This window comes from Haemophilus parainfluenzae, from assembly GCF_900450995.1.
GTDB lineage: Bacteria > Pseudomonadota > Gammaproteobacteria > Enterobacterales > Pasteurellaceae > Haemophilus_D > Haemophilus_D parainfluenzae_O.
Genome location: NZ_UGHY01000002.1, coordinates 1,696,435 through 1,714,636, shown reverse-complemented (window position 1 = coordinate 1,714,636; position 18,202 = coordinate 1,696,435). Strand labels below are relative to the sequence as shown.

The window sequence follows — 18,202 nt, the reverse complement described above, 5'->3', positions numbered from 1 at the left end:
GTTTAACAAAAATGATTTATTCGACTTTGACCAGCACACCTTCTTGGTTAGGTTTTAATACACCGACCTCGCTAAGCTCAATGCCCACTTTTTTCGCAATCTCTAAAATTTCCGCCTCACTTTCAGGTTTAACCGCAATCAACAAGCCACCTGAAGTTTGAGGATCGCAAAGTACCGCCTTTTGATAATCCGTAAGAGGGCCGATTTTATGACCATAGCTTTCAAAGTTGCGGTTGGTTCCACCTGGTACACAACCTTCAGCAATATAATCCGCTACGCCATCTAATAATTTGATTTTATCAAAATGCACAACCGCATTAAGATTTGAGCCTTCACAGATTTCAGCTAAGTGTCCTAATAAACCAAAGCCGGTTACATCCGTCATGGCAGTTACACCTGCAACTTCCGCAAATTGGCTACCAATCAGGTTCATTTGACACATTGCTGCCGTTGCTAAGCCTTGATGTTCTGGTTTTAACTTGCCTTTTTTCTCAGCAGTAGTCAGCACACCGATACCTAATGGCTTGGTTAAATAAAGCTTACAATTTGCTTCTGCTGAGGCATTACGTTTTACACGATCCGTTGCAATTACACCCGTTACGGCTAAACCAAAAATAGGTTCTGGTGAATCAATCGAGTGACCTCCAGCAAGGGAAATCCCCGCTTGATGACAAGCAAAACGGCCGCCATCAACTATTTTCTGTGCCACTTCTGCCGGTAATTTATTAATCGGGAAACCTAAAATGGCAATCGCCATAATTGGTTTACCACCCATTGCGAAAATATCACTAATGGCATTGGTTGCAGCAATGCGGCCAAAATCAAAAGGGTCGTCCACAATCGGCATGAAGAAATCCGTGGTACTGATAATTGCAGTACCATTACCAAGATCATAAACCGCTGCGTCATCCGCTGTTTCGTTCCCGACCAATAAATTCGGATCGGTAAATTTTTCGATTTCTGTCTGTAAAATTGTCCCTAACACCTTAGGCGAAATTTTACAGCCTCAACCTGCGCCGTGGCTATATTGTGTTAAACGAATCTCATCCGTCATGCTAAATCCTTGCTAAAATCACATACCTTTTAAGCTAAAAGTGCGGTCAGAAAATCTGGCATTTATGACGCCAACTTCTCCACTTTTGCTTGTTTAATCATATTATCGCTGACTTCCAAAATCGTAATTTGCAAGCCATCAATTTCGCAAACTGTTCCTTCATCAGGAATATCTTCAAGATGCTCAAGAATCAAACCATTAAAGGTGCGAGCATCTTCTGTATCTAATTCCCAACCAAACATTTTATTCAAATCACGAAGATTTGCCGAACCCTCAATAATCATTGAACCATCAGATTGCTGCACCACTTCTTGTTCAATAGTCGGTGCTGTAGAGGTGGTAAAATCACCCACAATTTCTTCTAAAATATCTTCAAGAGTGACTAATCCTTTAATGTCACCATATTCGTCTACCACTAAACCGATACGTTCTTTTTTCGTACGGAAATTCGCTAATTGTGTTTTTAGTGGTGTCCCTTCTGGAATGAAGTACACTTCATCGACGGCACGTAATAAGGTTTCTTTGGTAAATTCATTTTTTTCTAATAACAAACGAAACGCTTCACGCACACGCAAAATACCTAAAACTTGCTCATCAAGGCTGCCTTTATACAGCACAATTCGATTATGTGGTGCATGATTAAGCTGGCGCATAATGGCTTTCCAATCGTCATCAATATCAATTCCTGCAATTTCGTTGCGTGGCACCATGATATCGTCGACTGTCACCGTTTCCATATCTAAAATAGAAAGCAACATTTGTGGATGTTGTTCATCCGGCGTGGCTTCTCCCGCTTCCGATACAATACTACGAAGTTCTTCACGACTAATCACTTGTTTTTGCATATCGGGTTTTAAACCCACCATTCGCATTAATGTCTTCGTGAAAAGATTCATTAACCAAACTAATGGATAAAATACTTTTAATAGCAAGAGCAAAATATGGCTTGAAAATAATCCCACCTTTTCAGGGTGCATTGCCGCGACAGTTTTAGGGAAAATTTCAGAAAAAACAAGCATCACAAAGGTTAACAAACCTGTTGCAATGGCCACACCCGCATCTCCATATAAACGCATACCAATCATGGTTGCAATAGCTGAAGCGCTGATGTTAACAAGGTTATTAAAGATCAGAATAAAACTTAACAAGGTATCTGGCTTTTCGAGCAGTTTTTCTGCTTTTTGCGCGCCTTTATTGCCTTGTTCCGCCATAAAACGAAGACGATATTTATTGAGAGAGAGTAAGCCAGTTTCTGAGCCGGAAAAATAGGCTGATAAAACTAAACAAATAATGAGTGTAATAAATAAAGTACTAAGGGGGATACTGTCCAAGGGTCAATCCTTTTGTTTGTTAATCAACAAAAAGTGCGGTCATTTTTACCGCACTTTTTACTTATTCTTTGATTCTTGCTAAATCAAACGGCTACCAAAATAGCCAATCGTGAGCAGAATGATACCCGAAATTGCGTAAATAATCATCCTTTTTCCACGCCAGCCTAATCGCCAGTGACCAAAACAAGCAATACCAAAACTAATCCAAGCAAGGAAAGAAAAAATCGCTTTGTGCAGATTTTCTAGGGTCACGGCTTGCAACACATGATAAGTACCCGAAATTAAAGTCAGCGTGAGTAAAACTTCTCCCATCGCAAATAAACAGAAGAAATGACGTTCTACTGTCATCAATGGTGGAATTGCTGGCGAAAATTGAATTTTACGCTTTTTCAAATTGCGATCTAACCAGACTAACTGAATCACATAAAGCGTTGCAATAAAACACACAGCGTAGGTAAACAGCGACAAGCCAATATGGAACAACATCAATGTGTTCTGATTCAACATTTGAATAATGTGACTTGATAAGAACGTCGCAAAGATCAAGCTAATGATTGAAAACGCATACACAATCGGTAAAACAAACCACATTGTGGAAACGAGAAACATTGAAAGCGTCGCCAATGCGGCAATAATTACACTCATTAAGGAAGCGATTTCCATTAGCGTAAAACTTTGTCCTGAAGCAAGATCCTCTAACAAAGGGAAAGTGCTAACAGCATGCAGAATAATTGCGGCAAGTGCGGTCAGAAAAAATGGAATTTTGCTTTGACTCAACTTCCCTTCTGATGAGTTCATCAAAAACGGGACGATCAATAACAGACTAAGAATGTAAAAAATAATCGAAAAAAGGGCAAACCACATAATGCTTTCTCTTTACTAGGAATTATTCTTATTTTAACGGATCTTTTCTCTAGATCGCCATAATTTTATTTGAAATGATGAAAAACGCCCAAATTTCGGTATAATCACGGCAATTTTTTAAGAAAAAACAGGATTTAAAATGTTTGAGAATTTATCGGATCGCCTTTCCAAAACGCTACGCAACATTAGCGGTAAAGGGCGTTTAACTGAAGATAATATTAAAGAAACGCTACGCGAAGTACGCATGGCGTTATTAGAAGCTGATGTTGCTTTACCTGTCGTACGTGAATTTATCACCAAAGTAAAAGAAAGCTCGTTAGGCGAAGAAGTCAATAAAAGCTTAACACCTGGCCAAGAGTTCTTAAAAATCGTTCAACGTGAGCTCGAAAAAGCCATGGGTGAAGCCAATGAGAGCTTAAACTTGGCGACACAGCCACCCGCAGTTATTTTAATGGCAGGTTTACAAGGTGCGGGGAAAACCACCAGCGTGGGTAAATTAGCAAAATTCTTACGTGAACGTCATAAAAAGAAAGTGCTTGTAGTCTCTGCCGACGTATATCGTCCTGCGGCGATCAAACAGCTTGAAACATTAGCACAATCTGTTGGCGTGGACTTTTTCCCATCAGATGTCAAACAAAAACCGGTAGAGATTGCCAAAGCGGCACTTGCTGACGCTAAACTCAAATTCTACGATGTGTTAATTGTCGATACGGCAGGTCGCTTACACGTTGATAGTGAGATGATGGATGAAATCAAGCAAGTTCATGCGACATTAAATCCAATTGAGACTCTCTTCACCGTTGATGCAATGACCGGTCAAGACGCAGCAAATACAGCAAAAGCCTTCAATGAAGCCTTGCCGCTTACTGGGGTTATCTTAACCAAAGTGGACGGTGATGCACGTGGCGGTGCGGCTTTATCTATTCGTCAAATCACTGGCAAACCGATTAAATTCCTTGGCGTGGGCGAAAAAACAGAAGCCCTTGAGCCATTCCACCCTGATCGCGTAGCGTCGCGTATTTTAGGCATGGGCGATGTACTTTCTCTTATCGAAGATCTAGAACGTTCAGTGGATCGTGAAAAAGCGGAAAAAATGGCACAGAAATTCAAGAAAGGTGATGATTTCACCTTAGACGATTTCCGTGAACAGCTCCGTGAAATGAAAAAAATGGGCGGTATGATGTCGATGCTTGAAAAATTACCGGGTGCGAAAAACTTACCGGATCATGTCAAAAATCAAGTAGATGACAAAATGTTTATCAAAATGGAAGCCATCATTAATTCCATGACCTTAAAAGAACGCGCCAATCCAGATATTATTAAAGGATCTCGCCGTCGTCGTATTGCATTAGGTTCCGGAACACAAGTGCAAGATGTGAATAAGTTGCTGAAACAATTTGATGAAATGCAACGTATGATGAAAAAAATGCGCAAAGGCGGAATGGCGAAAATGATGCGCGGCATGCAAGGCTTAATGGGCGGAGGCGGCTTAGGTGGCCTTGGCGGTTTAGGCGGCATGTTTAAACGTTAATCCCTCTCTTCAAATAAAGTGCGGTCAAAAATCAATAGGTTTTTGGCCGCATTTTTTATCTTTTTAGTTAGCACCCCCTATTATCCGATTAAATTACTCAGTTTTTGGTAATATTTTCATCAATCGATAGCCGATATAATTGCTCAAGTATTTTACTTGGCGTAAAATCTAGTCTCTGATGATTGTCTACGACATTTAATCATCAGGAAGTGATATTTTCTAATAATCTAGGAGTGATAAAATGGGACAGTATAAAAAGTTCTGGTACCTATTAGTCGCCGTATTAATTGGAGCATTCTCCATTCTCGGTTACTATGGGTTCGAAGTGTATCGTGAAGCACCACCAATTCCGCAACAATATGTTTCAGAATCAGGTGAAAAAGTGATTACTCACGATGAAATTTTACATGGTCAAACCGCTTGGCAAACCACTGGTGGTATGCAAGTAGGTTCTATTTGGGGCATGGTGCATACCAAGCGCCTGACTGGACGGCAGATTGGCTTCACCGTGAATTAACTAACTGGTTGGATATTACAGCGAATCAAGAATTTGGTAAAAACTTCTCTGATTTAAATGATGAGCAACAAACTTTATTAAAAGCGCGTTTAACCAAAGAATATCGTGGTAGCAAAGTTGAAAACGGTACTGTTGTGCTTTCAAACACCCGTTTAGCGGCAATAGAAAAAACTGCACAATACTACATTTCTTTATATGGTGATGATCCTGCAACTAAAGTCACTCGTGAACACTTTGCGATGAAGGATAATACTCTTCCTGATTTACAAGCTCGTAAAGACTTAGCTAAATTCTTCTTCTGGACAGCATGGACTGCATCAGCTGAACGTCCAAACACTCACGCAAGTTACACCAATAACTGGCCACATGAACCGTTAATTAATAACGTACCAACACCAGAAAACGTGATTTGGTCTATTGCGAGTGTGGTATTCCTCATTGCAGGTATTGGTTTTGTGGTATGGATTTGGTCATTTAAAAAACGTGAAGATGAAAAAGAACCACCAATGCCTGAGTTCGATCCACTCACAAAATTACAACTTACTCCTTCTCAACGTGCGTTAGGTAAATACCTCTTTACTGTGCTTGCTCTTTTCGTATTGCAAGTCACATTAGGTGCGGTTGTAGCACACTATACGGTTGAAGGTCAGGAATTCTATGGTATTGATATTTCTCAATACTTCCCATATTCATTAGTGCGTACATGGCATATTCAAGCTGCCTTATTCTGGATTGCAATGGCGTTCTTAGCCGGTGGTTTATTCCTTGCACCAATCATTAATGGCGGTAAAGATCCGAAATTCCAAAAATTGGGTGTGGATGTTCTCTACTGGGCATTAGTGGTATTAGTCATTGGTTCATTCACTGGTAGCTACTTAGCAATTGCTCATATTCTCCCTGAAGAATGGAGCTTCATGTTCGGCCACCAAGGCTATGAATTCATTGACTTAGGTCGTTTCTGGCAAGCAGTGAAATTCGCAGGCATCTTATTCTGGTTAGTCTTAATGCTCCGCGGTACAGTGAACGCATTCAAACAACCTGGTGATAAAAACTTATTGGCATTATTCTTCGCCTCAGTAATTGCGATCGGTTTATTCTATGGTCCAGCATTATTCTATGGTGAACACACTCACATTTCTGTGATGGAATATTGGCGCTGGTGGGTAGTTCACCTATGGGTAGAAGGCTTCTTCGAAGTATTCTCTGTAGCAGCGCTTTCATTCATCTTCGTAAGTTTAGGTTTAGTTTCACGTCGTACTGCGACTGTGGCAACCATTACTGAAGCGGCATTATTCTTAATCGGCGGTATTCCTGGTACATTCCACCACCTATACTTCGCTGGCGCAACCACACCAATTATCGCAGTAGGTGCATCATTCTCTGCGCTTGAAGTGGTTCCATTAGTGTTATTAGGTCATGAAGCTTGGGAACACTGGGCGATGCAACAAAAAACACCTTGGATGGACCGTTTAAAATGGCCTCTTTACTGCTTCGTAGCCGTCGCATTCTGGAATATGTTAGGTGCAGGTGTATTTGGTTTCTTAATCAACCCACCAATTTCACTCTACTATGTTCAAGGCTTGAACACGACTGCCGTTCACGCGCACGCTGCATTATTCGGTGTGTATGGTTTCTTAGCATTAGGCTTCGTATTCTTAATCGCTCGTTATTTACGTCCAGATACGCCATTTAACGATAAGTTAATGAAATGGGGCTTCTGGTTATTAAACGGCGGTTTAGTACTCATGATCATATCAAGCTTACTACCTATCGGTGTTATCCAAGGATATGCAAGTATCTCTGAAGGTTTATGGTATGCACGTAGTGAAGAATTTATGCAACAACCATTATTCGATACCTTACGTTGGGTTCGTTTAGGTGGTGATGTGGTATTCATCTTCGGTGCACTAGCCTTCTTCTGGCAAATCTTTACGATGATTTTCTTCAAACCGAAAAAAACAGCTTAACTAGGTTTATTATCATACAAAAGCGGCTAAGTAACTGGCCGCTTTTTATTTGTGAAAAATCCGTTAAATTTTCTGACCGCACTTTGATCTCCATCAAACCATTTACCTTCTTTTAAGTATGATTAAATTTGTCTTTAGATCTATACTCTCCATACCTTCAACTTTTTTTATAACATTTCAACATGAGTGACAATCCATTCAATGCGAGTTGGTCATCAAAAGGCAATACGCTATGTCTAGGTCATTGGGACATTACTTATCTCGGTTTACCTGTGGTACTGCCAATTGAACGTCGAGATAAAGATATGGGAACAAATAATATTTATAATTTCATGGATCCCGAAGATGAACTTTACCGAGAAGGCTTAATGGAAGATGATTGGATTGTGGAAAACATCGATTGGCTTTCTGATGTTTTTATCGAGCACAATATCCCTTTAGAAGAAGAAACCATACGAGCATTCTATAAAGCGGTGAATAAGGAAGATTGGCGCTGTGGGAGCTGTGGTGGATGTATTTAATAGCAAAGTGCGATCAATTTTATCATTGTTTTTATACCGAACTGTCATAATAAAAACACTAGGAAATTCAATATTTCTGATATAGAATTCTTCGATTTGTTTTTTAAAAGGGATAAAAAAGATGAAACTCGTTGAAGTTAAACATCCGCTTGTTAAACATAAATTAGGCGTGATGCGCGAAGCTGATATTGATACCAAAAAATTCCGTGAGCTTGCAACTGAAGTGGGTAGCTTACTTACCTATGAAGCCACTGCCGATCTTGAAACAGAAAAAGTGATTATCGAAGGTTGGAATGGCCCAGTTGAAATCGAACGTATCAAAGGTAAAAAAGTTACTGTTGTACCAATTTTACGTGCTGGTCTAGGCATGATGGATGGTGTATTAGAACATGTTCCAAGTGCTCGTATCAGTGTGGTTGGGATTTATCGTAATGAAGAAACCCTTGAACCCGTTCCTTATTTCCAAAAACTCGCGAGCGATTTAGAAGAACGTTTAGCTATCGTTGTGGATCCAATGCTCGCAACCGGTGGTTCAATGATCTCCACAATTGATTTATTAAAAGCAAAAGGTTGCCAACACATCAAAGTATTAGTATTAGTCGCGGCGCCTGAAGGGATCAAAGCATTAGAAAAAGCACATCCAGATATCGAACTTTATTGCGCATCGATTGATGATCACTTAAATGAACAAGGCTACATCATCCCTGGCTTGGGTGATGCTGGCGATAAGATTTTTGGGACGAAATAATTCCCTTTTAATAAGACGGCATTTATAGCCGTCTTTTTTCCGTGCGTGAAAACACAAAAGCTAAAAAAGCATTAAAACCGACCGCACTTTCAGTTAATTCAAACCGAGAGTTGAAACTAAATGAGTAATCAAACTACAACCGCACCTGTTGAGGTGCAAAGCATGGGCAAACAAGCGTTTGTCGGTTTACAAATGTTATTTGTGGCCTTTGGCGCCTTAGTATTAGTTCCTTTAATCACTGGGTTAAATTCTAATACAGCTCTTCTTACCGCGGGTATCGGTACACTACTTTTCCAACTTTGTACTGGTAAACAAGTCCCTATTTTCTTGGCCTCCTCTTTTGCCTTTATTGCGCCTATTCAATATGGCGTACAAACTTGGGGCATCCCAACCACAATGGGTGGACTTGCTTGTGCAGGCTTAGTCTATTTCGCACTATCAACCTTAGTAAAATTACGCGGTAGTGCTGCACTTGAGCGCATCTTCCCGCCTGTTGTTGTTGGTCCCGTAATTATCATTATTGGTATGGGGCTTGCCCCCGTTGCTGTGGATATGGCATTAGGTAAAAACAGTGCATATAGCTATGAGCACTCTGTATTGGTTTCTATGATTACTTTAGTCACTACCCTTTCTGTTGCGGTATTTGCTAAAGGTATGATGAAACTGATTCCAATTATGTTTGGTATCGTTGCTGGCTATGTGGTTTGTCTATTCCTAGGCTTAATTAACTTCCAACCTGTTTTAGACGCAAAATGGTTTGAATTACCCCAATTAACTAAACCAGAATTTAATTTAGAAGCCATTCTTTATATGCTACCCATTGCTATCGCACCAGCCGTTGAACACGTTGGCGGTATTATGGCAATCAGTTCTGTAACAGGTAAAGATTTTCTTAAAAAACCAGGTTTACACCGCACCTTATTAGGCGATGGTGTCGCAACGGCTGCAGCGTCATTAGTAGGTGGTCCACCAAATACCACTTATGCTGAAGTAACGGGTGCTGTAATGCTAACTCGCAACTTTAATCCCAATATTATGACTTGGGCAGCGATATGGGCAATTGCAATTTCCTTCTGTGGTAAAGTAGGTGCATTCCTTTCTACTATCCCGACCATCGTAATGGGGGGATTATGATGTTGGTATTCGGTTCAATTGCCGTTGTCGGGATGAGCACCTTAATTAAAGGTAAAGTGGATGTAACCGAACCTCGTAATCTTTGCATTATTTCTGTGGTGATGACTTTCGGGATAGGTAATATGTTTGTCAACGTCGGCGATGCTGTTTCCCTAAAAGGTATCAGTCTTTGTGCTATCGTCGCGATTGTACTGAACTTGATTTTGCCAAAAGCAAAAAATGAAGTAGAATAAAACTTCCCAAACAAAAGGGTTAAATGAAAATTTAGCCCTTTCTTTTTATTTTAAATCAACTCGTTAATCCGTGAATCAGCAACTTTCTTTACCTATTCATCAAATTGATGATGAAACGCTTGAGAATTTTTATAGCGATAATAATGCATTATTGCTCAATTCTTTGCGTCAAAATATGACTGATTTACAGCAACAATTTTTCTACCTTTGGGGAAACCAAAGCGTCGGAAAAACTCATCTTCTACGCGCACTCTGTAATGAATATATTCAGCAACAACGTAGTGCGATTTATGTTCCATTGAGCAAATCACAATATTTCTCCACGGCTGTTTTTGAAAATTTAGAACAGCAAGAATTGATTTGCCTGGATGATTTGCAAGCGGTTATTGGAAATTCAGAATGGGAAATAGCCTTATTTGATCTCTTTAATCGTATTAAAGCTAATGGTAAAACCTTATTGGTTGTCAGTGCAGTTCAATCTCCAACTGCTCTCCCCGTTAAATTACCAGATCTTGCTTCTCGCTTAAAATGGGGAGAAAGTTATCAATTGATTCCACTCAGCGATGAACAAATACTCGCTGTATTGAAACAAAATGCCCATCAGCGAGGCATTATGCTTTCAGATGAGACTGCCAATTTTATATTTACTCGTTTAGATCGAGATATGGCGACATTAAAAGAGGCGTTAGTTCAACTCGATAAAGCCTCATTGCAAGCTAAACGAAATCTGACCATTCCTTTTGTGAAATCTATTTTAGGCTTATAAACAGATAAAAAAATTAACCGCACTTTTTCAAGTGCGGTTAATTTTTTTAGTCATTTAATTACCAGCAGTGATGGCAATAACCAAATGCAGGCATAATCGCTACAGGATAGCGAGAATAGCCAGTTGATTTTGGACGATGATCGCTTGCATTCACTTCATTTGGAACACTATCTCTTTGTGCGACTCTCGCTTTTTCTCGAGCAGTAACAGTGTTACCACTTATTACTCGAGTATTATAATCCTGCACTGCGTTCATATCATACACTGCTGCTCCATTACCAATGCTAGAAGCTTCTTGAGGTGCGGTACAAGCTGTCAAAACAGCTAATGCCGCAATAGAGATTAATTTTTTCATAAATTTTACCTTTTATTACAAACCTCTTTATTAAGTGTTTCTCTGCCTTCTTTAATCCGCTCATTAGCTTTTTTTCTAACGTTTAGATCTTCATTTTTTTCAATGTATTTTGCAACATTGGCATTCTTTATTGCATAAACAGGAACATACTGTGAATTTTTCGTTTCACCTTTTTTATAAATTGTCGCTCCTAAAACGCTGCCATAATATTCACTTGCATCATTAGGCTTAATATAATAGCTGCTTGAGTTTGTTACATCTACTCCATCATCACTCTTAAACCCACTACAGATCCCGGCTGGTGAAAGAAAAGTTGTTTTTGAAGAAGCACTCTCGTTAAATTTATATACTTCAAACTCAACACTATTGGCCAACTCTGCCATATCTTTTTCAGATGTAGGATCTAAACTTCTCTTCGCCTTTCCATCAATATATTTTACCGTCTCTGTCACGTTGCTCTCAGAAATATTCACAGCGACATGATTTTCAGGAGTTGTCATTTTGGTTGCATATACAACACTACTACCTTCGGCTAAAACAACTGATGATGCTAAAACACAAAAAGAGTAAATCCCAATTTTTTTCTTAATATGACTCATAATAATTTGATTTTCTACGTTAATAATTATTTTCGTATAATTCAATAGGTAAATAATCTGGGTCTCTGAAGAAAGTGTACTTCATTCCTGTTAATTCATCAACTCTAATTGGTTCACAATTAATACTATTTTCCAAAAGATAAGCGACATATTCATCAATATTTTCGACTTTAAATGCTAAATGTCGCAAACCACAAGCTTCGGGGTTGGTTACTCTTTGAGGCGGATTTGGGAAAGAAAATAGCTCTATTTGACTCCCATCAGGAAAACTTAAATCTAATTTATAACTATCTCGTTCTGCCCGATAAGTTTCATTTAGCTTTTTAGTCCCTAAAATATCTATATAAAAATGCTTCGAACGTGCATAGTTCGAAGCAATAATTGCAATATGGTGAAAACCTAATAATTGAGATTTCATTATTTCTCCGGTGTGACACTTTTTGCTTTTTCTTCTTCCTGTAAAGCAAGGGCATCACGTGCAGCACGAATGCTCTTCTCAAGCATTGGCACCCGAGGATCATCCGGCTCCAATAAACGTAACATCATTGCCCAGGTTACTGCTGCCATTTTATAATCCTCACCTTCAAAATAGCTGAAAGCCAGTAAACTTAAGGCTTCAGGATTAGAATGGTCTTGACGAATAATCTCACGTAAAAGCTGATTACCTTTCAGTTTATCCGTTTGATCTTCAGAAGACATTAACATACGTGCATAAGAAAGCTTATAATCTAAATTATCCGGCTCAAGTTTATTCGCTTGTTGGTAGCTATCAAAGGCTAATTTTCCATTACCTAAATTCATTCCTACCTGACCTAACAACCACCATTTTTTAGCATCCTTTGGAGTTTTTTGTAAATCCAAACGAAGAGCGGTCGAAAATTGCCGCATTTCTGCATCCGTCATTGGGTTTGTGTCTTCTTCTTTGATTCGTTCAAAGAAGTAAGGTAATTTTGCCAATGTTTTTTCCATCATATCCTCGGCTTTCCAAGATCCCAGAGGGAAATAAGCTCCCGATGCAATAATGGCCAAACCTAATAAACCAGAAACAAACCACAACTTACCGTAATTTTTGGCATTTTTATCGATGGCTTGTGTTTCTTGTTGAGGAATATCTTCCAATAATGTTTTCTGTAGCTCTTGTTTGAGTTGTTCAACATTCTCAACTAAACCTTGCTGATTATCTTGCTCAATCTCTTTTAAGCGAGAAAAATACAATGCTTTATTTAACTCATCACGTTTTTTATCTTCTTTCGCTTTAACAGAACGCAACAATGGATAAAAACAAATCAATGCTACGACTAAAGTGAGCGCAATAATACTTAATGCAAAATTCATTATTTATCCTTTTCTTTGAGTAAAACCGATAAACGCGCATTCTCTTCATCATCTAAAATCGCGTCAGAATTAACCGTACTTGTTTTTTTTGATTTACGTTTAAATACAAATAAAATGCCAATCAACACTAACAAAATTGGGGCAATCCATAATACGATTGTTGACGTCGTCATTGGTGGATCATAGGTCACAAAATTGCCATAACGTTGAATCATATAATCGACGACTTCACTTCGTTTCTTGCCTTCTTGCAACAATTCAAATACTTTGCCACGCATATCTACAGCAATAGTTGCATTCGAATCGGCTATATTGTTATTTTGACATTGAGGGCAACGAAGCTCTTGCGTTAATTGATGATAATCCTTTTCCTGCTCTGGCGAGGCAAAATTTAGTGCATCAATAGAGGCAGTCACTGAGATACTCACACAAAGTGCGGTTAAAAAAAGCCATGATTTTTTCATTATGGTTTCTCCGCGAGTTTGTCATAAATCGGTTTTAAAGTTTCATTCCAAACGCGTTCATTCACATCACCGGCTAAGCGATAATGAATCACGCCTTTACCATCAACGATAAATGTTTCCGGTGCACCATAAACCCCCAAATCTAATGCAAAAGAACCTTTTTCATCTTTAAGCACAAGACTATAAGGATTGCCTAAATCTTTTAGCCATTTTACAGCTTTTGGTGATTCATCTTTATAGTCGATACCAATGATTGTTACGCCTTGTTTAGCCAATTGATTCAAGTATTGATGCTCAGCATAACAAGTTGGACACCAAGTTGCCCACACATTTAAGAGAATCGGTTTACCTTGTTGGAAAATTTCATTACCGTAGGTTTTATTTTCCAATAAATCCGTTAATGTTTTCTGTGGCACTGGTTTACCCACGAGAGCTGATTCTAACGCTTTGGGATCATCACCTTGCGCATTGCGTCCTAACTGAACTAAAAAAGCTGCAGCTACCGCAAGAAAAACAATAAGTGGGATAAGTAGTTTTTTATTCATAACACTATCAATTTCACATCTATTTCTAGGGGCAATGACCCCTTATTACAATTAAGACTGTTTAACTAATCGACTAAAACGATAACGACGGTCAAACATACAGAGCAATCCACCTAATGCCATAAACAATCCGCCAATCCAAATCCAACGGATAAAAGGTTTATAGTAAAGGCGTAGCGCCCATGAGTTATCATCTATCTTTTCGCCCAAAGCAACATACAGATCGCGAGTAAAGCCCCAATTAATTGCCGCTTCCGTCATTGGCATTTTACTGACGGTATAAAAACGTTTTTCGGCAAATAATGTTGCTTCCGTTTTACCCTCTTTTGAAATATCAATTTGTGCTTGACCGCCCATATAGTTAGGCCCATTTGCATCACTCACGCCAGCAAATTTAAAGTCATAATTAGCAATCTGCACTGTATCACCAACAGCCATTCGCACATCACGTTCCACACTGAAGTTTTGGCTAAAGGCTATTCCCCAAACTGTCATGGCTACACCAAGGTGAGCCAAAATCATCCCCCAATGGGAACGGGAAAGCTTGGTAACACCTTTAAAGAAAGATTCACGGTGTGTTGCACGTTGTTTCATTTCGTAGAGGCTCAGTAATACAATAATGACAGACATCATAGTACCAAGCACCGCACTAACAGTGAGTTTATTGTGTAGGAAATATGGTAAGGCAAAGCCTGCAATCGCCATCACAATCACACTCACTACAACCGGTGTACGAATTTCAGAGAACTGATCACGACGCCATTTAACCAATGGCCCAATACCTAGTAATAAGGCAAATGGGGTCATAATAATCAGGAACATTTGATCAAAGAACGGCGCTCCGATCGAAATAGAGCCCAAACCTAATTGTTTGTGAACTAATGGCAATAACGTTCCTAAGAACACCACACAAAGTGCGGTCATTAATAGGATGTTATTTAATAACAATAAGGTTTCGCGAGAATAGCGTTCTGCATTATCACGCGAACGAATTTGGTTGCCTTTGTAAGCGTACAAGGTTAAAGAACCACCAATTACCACAACCAAATAAGCAAGAATATATAAACCACGTGTAGGATCTGAAGCAAAGGCATGTACTGATACTAAGATACCGGAACGAACTAAGAACGTACCCAGTAAGCAAAGTGAGAAAGCAAGGATTGCTAAAAGCACAGTCCAAGCTTTAAAAGAGCCACGTTTTTCAGTCACCGATAAAGAGTGGATTAATGCGGTTCCTGCAAGCCAAGGCATTAAAGAGGAGTTTTCTACAGGATCCCAGAACCACCAGCCACCCCAGCCTAGCTCATAATAGGCCCACCAAGAACCGAGCACGATTCCGAGTGTTAAAAAGACCCAAGCTGCCATCGTCCAAGGGCGAGACCATCTTGCCCAAGCGGAGTCTAATTTCCCTGTCATTAATGAGGCAATCGCAAAGGCAAAAGCCACAGAAAAACCAACATATCCCATATAAAGCAATGGAGGATGGAAAATCAAGCCCACATCTTGCAACATCGGGTTGAGTTCTCTGCCATCTACTGGGAAATCAGGGAATGTACGTGTAAATGGATTTGAGGTAAATAAGACGAAGAGTAAAAAGCCGATACTAATAATCCCCATAATACCTAACACACGAGCTACGGCTTCTTGTGGCAAGTGTTTGCTAAATAAGGCTACGGCTGCGCCCCAAAGTGTTAATAACCAAATCCAAAGTAATAATGAGCCCTCATGTGAACCCCAAACGGCAGATAAACGATAATAAATCGGTAAGCTACTGTTAGAATTATTCACCACATATTGCACACTAAAATCATTGACAGCAAAGAGGTAAAACAATGCAGCAAACGCAATGGTTAAAGTAAAAAATAAACCATAAGTCATTGGACGAGCCAATGACATAAGTTGAGAATGACCTTTTTCAGCCCCCCATAATGGGAAAATAGCTAAAAAGAATGAAACGGCAAGGCTTAAAGCAAGCGCATAATTTCCTAATTCAGCAATCATTAGCGACCTTCTTGCGATTTTTGCTGGGTTTCTTTATAACGACGATCAGCTTCACTCTCGCCTTTTAATTCTGCCCCCATTGGTTTATGCATTTTCTGCATTTTCTCACCTAATTCTGGCGGCACATAGTTTTCATCATGCTTAGCAAGCACTTCTGTTGCTTCTAATAAGGTTGGTTCTTTTAGTACACCTTGCGCAACGATACCTTGCCCTTCACGGAAAAGATCCGGCAGAATACCTTCGTACTCTACTGTAATTGATGGACCAATATCATTCACATCAAAGCGAACTTTGAGACTTTTTGGATCTCGACTAACAGAACCTTCGACTACCATGCCACCAACACGAATACGTTGGCCCACTTCAGGTTTTTGATCAGGATTTCCATCTTTCCCTTCTAAGACTTCCGAAGGTGTATAAAACAAATCAATATTTTGGCGAAGCGCATAAAGCACCAAACCTGTTGCAATCGAAATACCTAAAATCACAAATATAATGATAGAGAGTCTTGATTTACGTCTTGGATTCATAGGGTATTTCCTTTATTTGCTTGGTTTAAACGGGCTTCACGTTGTTGCTCGCGTAACACTTCTTTTAACACCGCTTTACGCCCCTTGACGCTTTGTATCGCCAAAATGCTCATTGCCACAAGGCTAATGCCGTAGGAAAGCCACACATAAAAACCGTAGCCTCCCATATTGATAAAATCACTCCAACTTTGGAAAAACATTTTCCGCTCCCTAAAATAAAAATGAAAAACTATTTTAGCTTACTTGCTAACTCTTTTACCCATGGACGTTTGCTGTCTTCTTTTAGCAATTCAACGCGATAACGCACGAGCGTAAACCAAATGGATAAAAATAAAAATCCAAAAATACATAAAATCAGTGGAATTAACATTGGCGTTGCAATCGAAGGTTTTTCAAACTTCGTGATACTTGCCCCTTGATGTAAAGTATTCCACCACTCTACGGAAAAGTGAATGATTGGTAAATTCACTACGCCTACAATACACAAGATGCCCGCTGATTTTGCACCCACCGCACGATCAGAAAATGCAGAATAAAGGGCTAATACACCGATATATAAGAAGAAAAGAATGAGTTCTGCGGTTAAACGCGCATCCCACACCCACCAGGTTCCCCACATTGGTTTACCCCAAATTGCGCCTGTGACTAGCGCGATAAAGGTAAACATCGCACCAATTGGCGCCATGGCAACCATAGAAAGATGTGCAGCTTTAATTTGCCAAACTAACGCAATAATCGCAGCAATCGCCATCGAGCCATATACGCCCATTGACCAAATCGCCGCTGGCACATGCACATACATAATTCGGAAACTATTGCCTTGCTGATAATCAGCCGGTGCATAAGCTAAGCCCCACACGATGCCAACAGCCAATAATAAAACCGCAATCACACCAAAAAATGGGCTTAATTTGCCACATAAATGATATTGGGTTTCATGTTTTGCGTAAGGATGTAACCACTTCCACATAAAAGATCCTTAATTCCAAAAAATAAAAAACAGTTAAAAATCTGACCGCACTTTCACCGTAATAGTGATTAATTATCTAAACTAATTCGTAGTGCCGCTGCAATAGCGAAAGGCGATAAGGTCATCGCGCTAGCCAAAATTGCACCTAAAATAGCAAGCTGTCCGCCATAAGGGAGATTTAACGCAGCGGCATCTAAAATTGCTGAGGCAAAAATTAAAACCGGAATGAATAATGGTACCACAAGTAAACTCAGCAATACTCCACCTTTACGTAATCCTACCGTCAATGCCACGCCAATCGCGCCAATGCAGCTTAAAATTGGTGTTCCCACTAACAAGGTGACCACCAGCGCCCACCAAATATTCACTTCCAACGAAAGCAATAAAGCCGCAATAGGTGAAAGTAAAATCAACGGCAAACCAGTTAATAGCCAGTGTGCAACAACTTTTGCGAGTGCCGTTAGCGCTAAAGGTTGAGCCGTGAGCATCAATTGTTCTAAAGAGCCATCAATAAAGTCATCTCGGAATAAGCGCTCAAAAGACAGCAACGCAGAAAGCAATGCCGCCACCCAAGCAACCCCTGGTGCAATGCGAGAAAGGAGTTTAGGATCCGGCCCAATCACCAATGGAAACAGCGTAATCACGATTAAAAAGAACCAAAGCGGGTTCAATATTTCCGCTTGTTTACGGGTCGCAATCTTCAGCTCACGCTTTATAATCTGTAAAAATATCATAAA

General features: G+C 39.7%; 18 protein-coding genes and 2 pseudogenes. 6 read left to right on the top strand and 14 right to left on the bottom strand.

Annotation, left to right across the window (positions count from 1 at the left end):
* Positions 1-16 precede the first annotated feature (16 nt).
* The 3 genes from selD to DX522_RS08790 form a co-directional block, all read right to left on the bottom strand.
* The gene (gene selD, locus DX522_RS08800; RefSeq protein WP_115180514.1) at positions 17-1,054 is read right to left on the bottom strand and encodes a selenide, water dikinase SelD; all 1,038 of its coding nucleotides are present in this window, start codon (positions 1,052-1,054) and stop codon (positions 17-19) included.
* 62 nt (positions 1,055-1,116) lie between these two features.
* Positions 1,117-2,385: an HlyC/CorC family transporter gene (locus tag DX522_RS08795; protein ID WP_115180513.1), complete on the bottom strand. Its 1,269-nt coding sequence runs from the start codon at positions 2,383-2,385 to the stop codon at positions 1,117-1,119.
* Positions 2,386-2,463: 78 nt separating this feature from the next.
* Positions 2,464-3,249: an inner membrane protein YpjD gene (locus tag DX522_RS08790; RefSeq protein ID WP_075916206.1), complete on the bottom strand. Its 786-nt coding sequence runs from the start codon at positions 3,247-3,249 to the stop codon at positions 2,464-2,466.
* A gap of 139 nt (positions 3,250-3,388) precedes the next feature.
* Here DX522_RS08790 and ffh point away from each other — a divergent pair, with 139 nt between their 5' ends.
* The 6 genes and pseudogenes from ffh to hda all read left to right on the top strand — a co-directional run bounded on the left by ffh (position 3,389) and on the right by hda (position 10,666).
* Entirely contained in the window at positions 3,389-4,780 is a 1,392-nt protein-coding gene (ffh, locus tag DX522_RS08785) for a signal recognition particle protein (protein WP_075916204.1), read from the top strand.
* Positions 4,781-5,021: 241 nt separating this feature from the next.
* Positions 5,022-7,264 (top strand): annotated as a pseudogene (locus DX522_RS08780) (nitric-oxide reductase large subunit).
* A 182-nt stretch (positions 7,265-7,446) separates the two neighbouring features.
* Positions 7,447-7,785: a hypothetical protein gene (locus DX522_RS08775; RefSeq protein WP_115180512.1), complete on the top strand. Its 339-nt coding sequence runs from the start codon at positions 7,447-7,449 to the stop codon at positions 7,783-7,785.
* A 121-nt stretch (positions 7,786-7,906) separates the two neighbouring features.
* Entirely contained in the window at positions 7,907-8,533 is a 627-nt protein-coding gene (gene upp / locus DX522_RS08770) for a uracil phosphoribosyltransferase (RefSeq protein ID WP_005695610.1), read from the top strand.
* Between the two features lie 120 nt (positions 8,534-8,653).
* Positions 8,654-9,900, top strand: a pseudogene (locus tag DX522_RS08765) (nucleobase:cation symporter-2 family protein).
* Between the two features lie 70 nt (positions 9,901-9,970).
* Entirely contained in the window at positions 9,971-10,666 is a 696-nt protein-coding gene (hda, locus tag DX522_RS08760; protein ID WP_115180511.1) for a DnaA regulatory inactivator Hda, read from the top strand.
* A gap of 58 nt (positions 10,667-10,724) precedes the next feature.
* Here hda and DX522_RS08755 read toward each other — a convergent pair whose 3' ends face one another.
* The 11 genes from DX522_RS08755 to ccmB form a co-directional block, all read right to left on the bottom strand.
* Positions 10,725-11,021, bottom strand: coding sequence for a hypothetical protein (locus DX522_RS08755; protein ID WP_070712744.1), 297 nt, complete (start codon positions 11,019-11,021; stop codon positions 10,725-10,727).
* Positions 11,022-11,026: 5 nt separating this feature from the next.
* Complete coding sequence (locus DX522_RS08750) at positions 11,027-11,665, bottom strand: hypothetical protein (protein WP_262054203.1); 639 nt, start codon at positions 11,663-11,665, stop codon at positions 11,027-11,029.
* Positions 11,640-12,038, bottom strand: coding sequence for a VOC family protein (locus tag DX522_RS08745; RefSeq protein WP_115180510.1), 399 nt, complete (start codon positions 12,036-12,038; stop codon positions 11,640-11,642). The genes DX522_RS08750 and DX522_RS08745 overlap by 26 nt, the downstream gene beginning before the upstream one ends.
* Positions 12,038-12,955: a c-type cytochrome biogenesis protein CcmI gene (gene ccmI / locus DX522_RS08740; RefSeq protein WP_115180509.1), complete on the bottom strand. Its 918-nt coding sequence runs from the start codon at positions 12,953-12,955 to the stop codon at positions 12,038-12,040. The genes DX522_RS08745 and ccmI overlap by 1 nt, the downstream gene beginning before the upstream one ends.
* A complete protein-coding gene (locus DX522_RS08735) occupies positions 12,955-13,419 on the bottom strand; it encodes a cytochrome c-type biogenesis protein CcmH (RefSeq protein ID WP_115180508.1) in 465 nt (154 codons plus the stop codon). The genes ccmI and DX522_RS08735 overlap by 1 nt, the downstream gene beginning before the upstream one ends.
* The gene (locus DX522_RS08730; protein ID WP_005698393.1) at positions 13,419-13,964 is read right to left on the bottom strand and encodes a DsbE family thiol:disulfide interchange protein; all 546 of its coding nucleotides are present in this window, start codon (positions 13,962-13,964) and stop codon (positions 13,419-13,421) included. The genes DX522_RS08735 and DX522_RS08730 overlap by 1 nt, the downstream gene beginning before the upstream one ends.
* A 51-nt stretch (positions 13,965-14,015) precedes the next feature.
* A complete protein-coding gene (locus DX522_RS08725) occupies positions 14,016-15,965 on the bottom strand; it encodes a heme lyase CcmF/NrfE family subunit (protein WP_115180507.1) in 1,950 nt (649 codons plus the stop codon).
* Positions 15,965-16,495, bottom strand: coding sequence for a cytochrome c maturation protein CcmE (gene ccmE / locus DX522_RS08720; protein ID WP_075875722.1), 531 nt, complete (start codon positions 16,493-16,495; stop codon positions 15,965-15,967). The genes DX522_RS08725 and ccmE overlap by 1 nt, the downstream gene beginning before the upstream one ends.
* A complete protein-coding gene (ccmD, locus tag DX522_RS08715; protein ID WP_075875723.1) occupies positions 16,492-16,695 on the bottom strand; it encodes a heme exporter protein CcmD in 204 nt (67 codons plus the stop codon). Before ccmD ends, ccmE begins: the two co-directional genes overlap by 4 nt.
* 29 nt (positions 16,696-16,724) lie before the next feature.
* Positions 16,725-17,465: a heme ABC transporter permease gene (locus tag DX522_RS08710; protein ID WP_065243893.1), complete on the bottom strand. Its 741-nt coding sequence runs from the start codon at positions 17,463-17,465 to the stop codon at positions 16,725-16,727.
* A 68-nt stretch (positions 17,466-17,533) separates the two neighbouring features.
* The gene (gene ccmB, locus DX522_RS08705) at positions 17,534-18,199 is read right to left on the bottom strand and encodes a heme exporter protein CcmB (RefSeq protein ID WP_115180506.1); all 666 of its coding nucleotides are present in this window, start codon (positions 18,197-18,199) and stop codon (positions 17,534-17,536) included.
* Positions 18,200-18,202 lie beyond the last annotated feature (3 nt).

Excerpts from the sequence above, each read along its gene's own strand:
- DX522_RS08790 (WP_075916206.1), bottom strand. The coding sequence starts at position 3,249 with ATGTGGTTTGCCCTTTTTTCGATTATTTTTTACATTCTTAGTCTGTTA.
- ffh (WP_075916204.1), top strand. The coding sequence starts at position 3,389 with ATGTTTGAGAATTTATCGGATCGCCTTTCCAAAACGCTACGCAACATT.
- DX522_RS08775 (WP_115180512.1), top strand. The coding sequence starts at position 7,447 with ATGAGTGACAATCCATTCAATGCGAGTTGGTCATCAAAAGGCAATACG.
- upp (WP_005695610.1), top strand. The coding sequence starts at position 7,907 with ATGAAACTCGTTGAAGTTAAACATCCGCTTGTTAAACATAAATTAGGC.
- DX522_RS08755 (WP_070712744.1), bottom strand. The coding sequence starts at position 11,021 with ATGAAAAAATTAATCTCTATTGCGGCATTAGCTGTTTTGACAGCTTGT.
- DX522_RS08745 (WP_115180510.1), bottom strand. The coding sequence starts at position 12,038 with ATGAAATCTCAATTATTAGGTTTTCACCATATTGCAATTATTGCTTCG.
- ccmI (WP_115180509.1), bottom strand. The coding sequence starts at position 12,955 with ATGAATTTTGCATTAAGTATTATTGCGCTCACTTTAGTCGTAGCATTG.
- DX522_RS08735 (WP_115180508.1), bottom strand. The coding sequence starts at position 13,419 with ATGAAAAAATCATGGCTTTTTTTAACCGCACTTTGTGTGAGTATCTCA.
- DX522_RS08730 (WP_005698393.1), bottom strand. The coding sequence starts at position 13,964 with ATGAATAAAAAACTACTTATCCCACTTATTGTTTTTCTTGCGGTAGCT.
- DX522_RS08725 (WP_115180507.1), bottom strand. The coding sequence starts at position 15,965 with ATGATTGCTGAATTAGGAAATTATGCGCTTGCTTTAAGCCTTGCCGTT.
- ccmE (WP_075875722.1), bottom strand. The coding sequence starts at position 16,495 with ATGAATCCAAGACGTAAATCAAGACTCTCTATCATTATATTTGTGATT.
- ccmD (WP_075875723.1), bottom strand. The coding sequence starts at position 16,695 with ATGTTTTTCCAAAGTTGGAGTGATTTTATCAATATGGGAGGCTACGGT.
- DX522_RS08710 (WP_065243893.1), bottom strand. The coding sequence starts at position 17,465 with ATGTGGAAGTGGTTACATCCTTACGCAAAACATGAAACCCAATATCAT.
- ccmB (WP_115180506.1), bottom strand. The coding sequence starts at position 18,199 with ATGATATTTTTACAGATTATAAAGCGTGAGCTGAAGATTGCGACCCGT.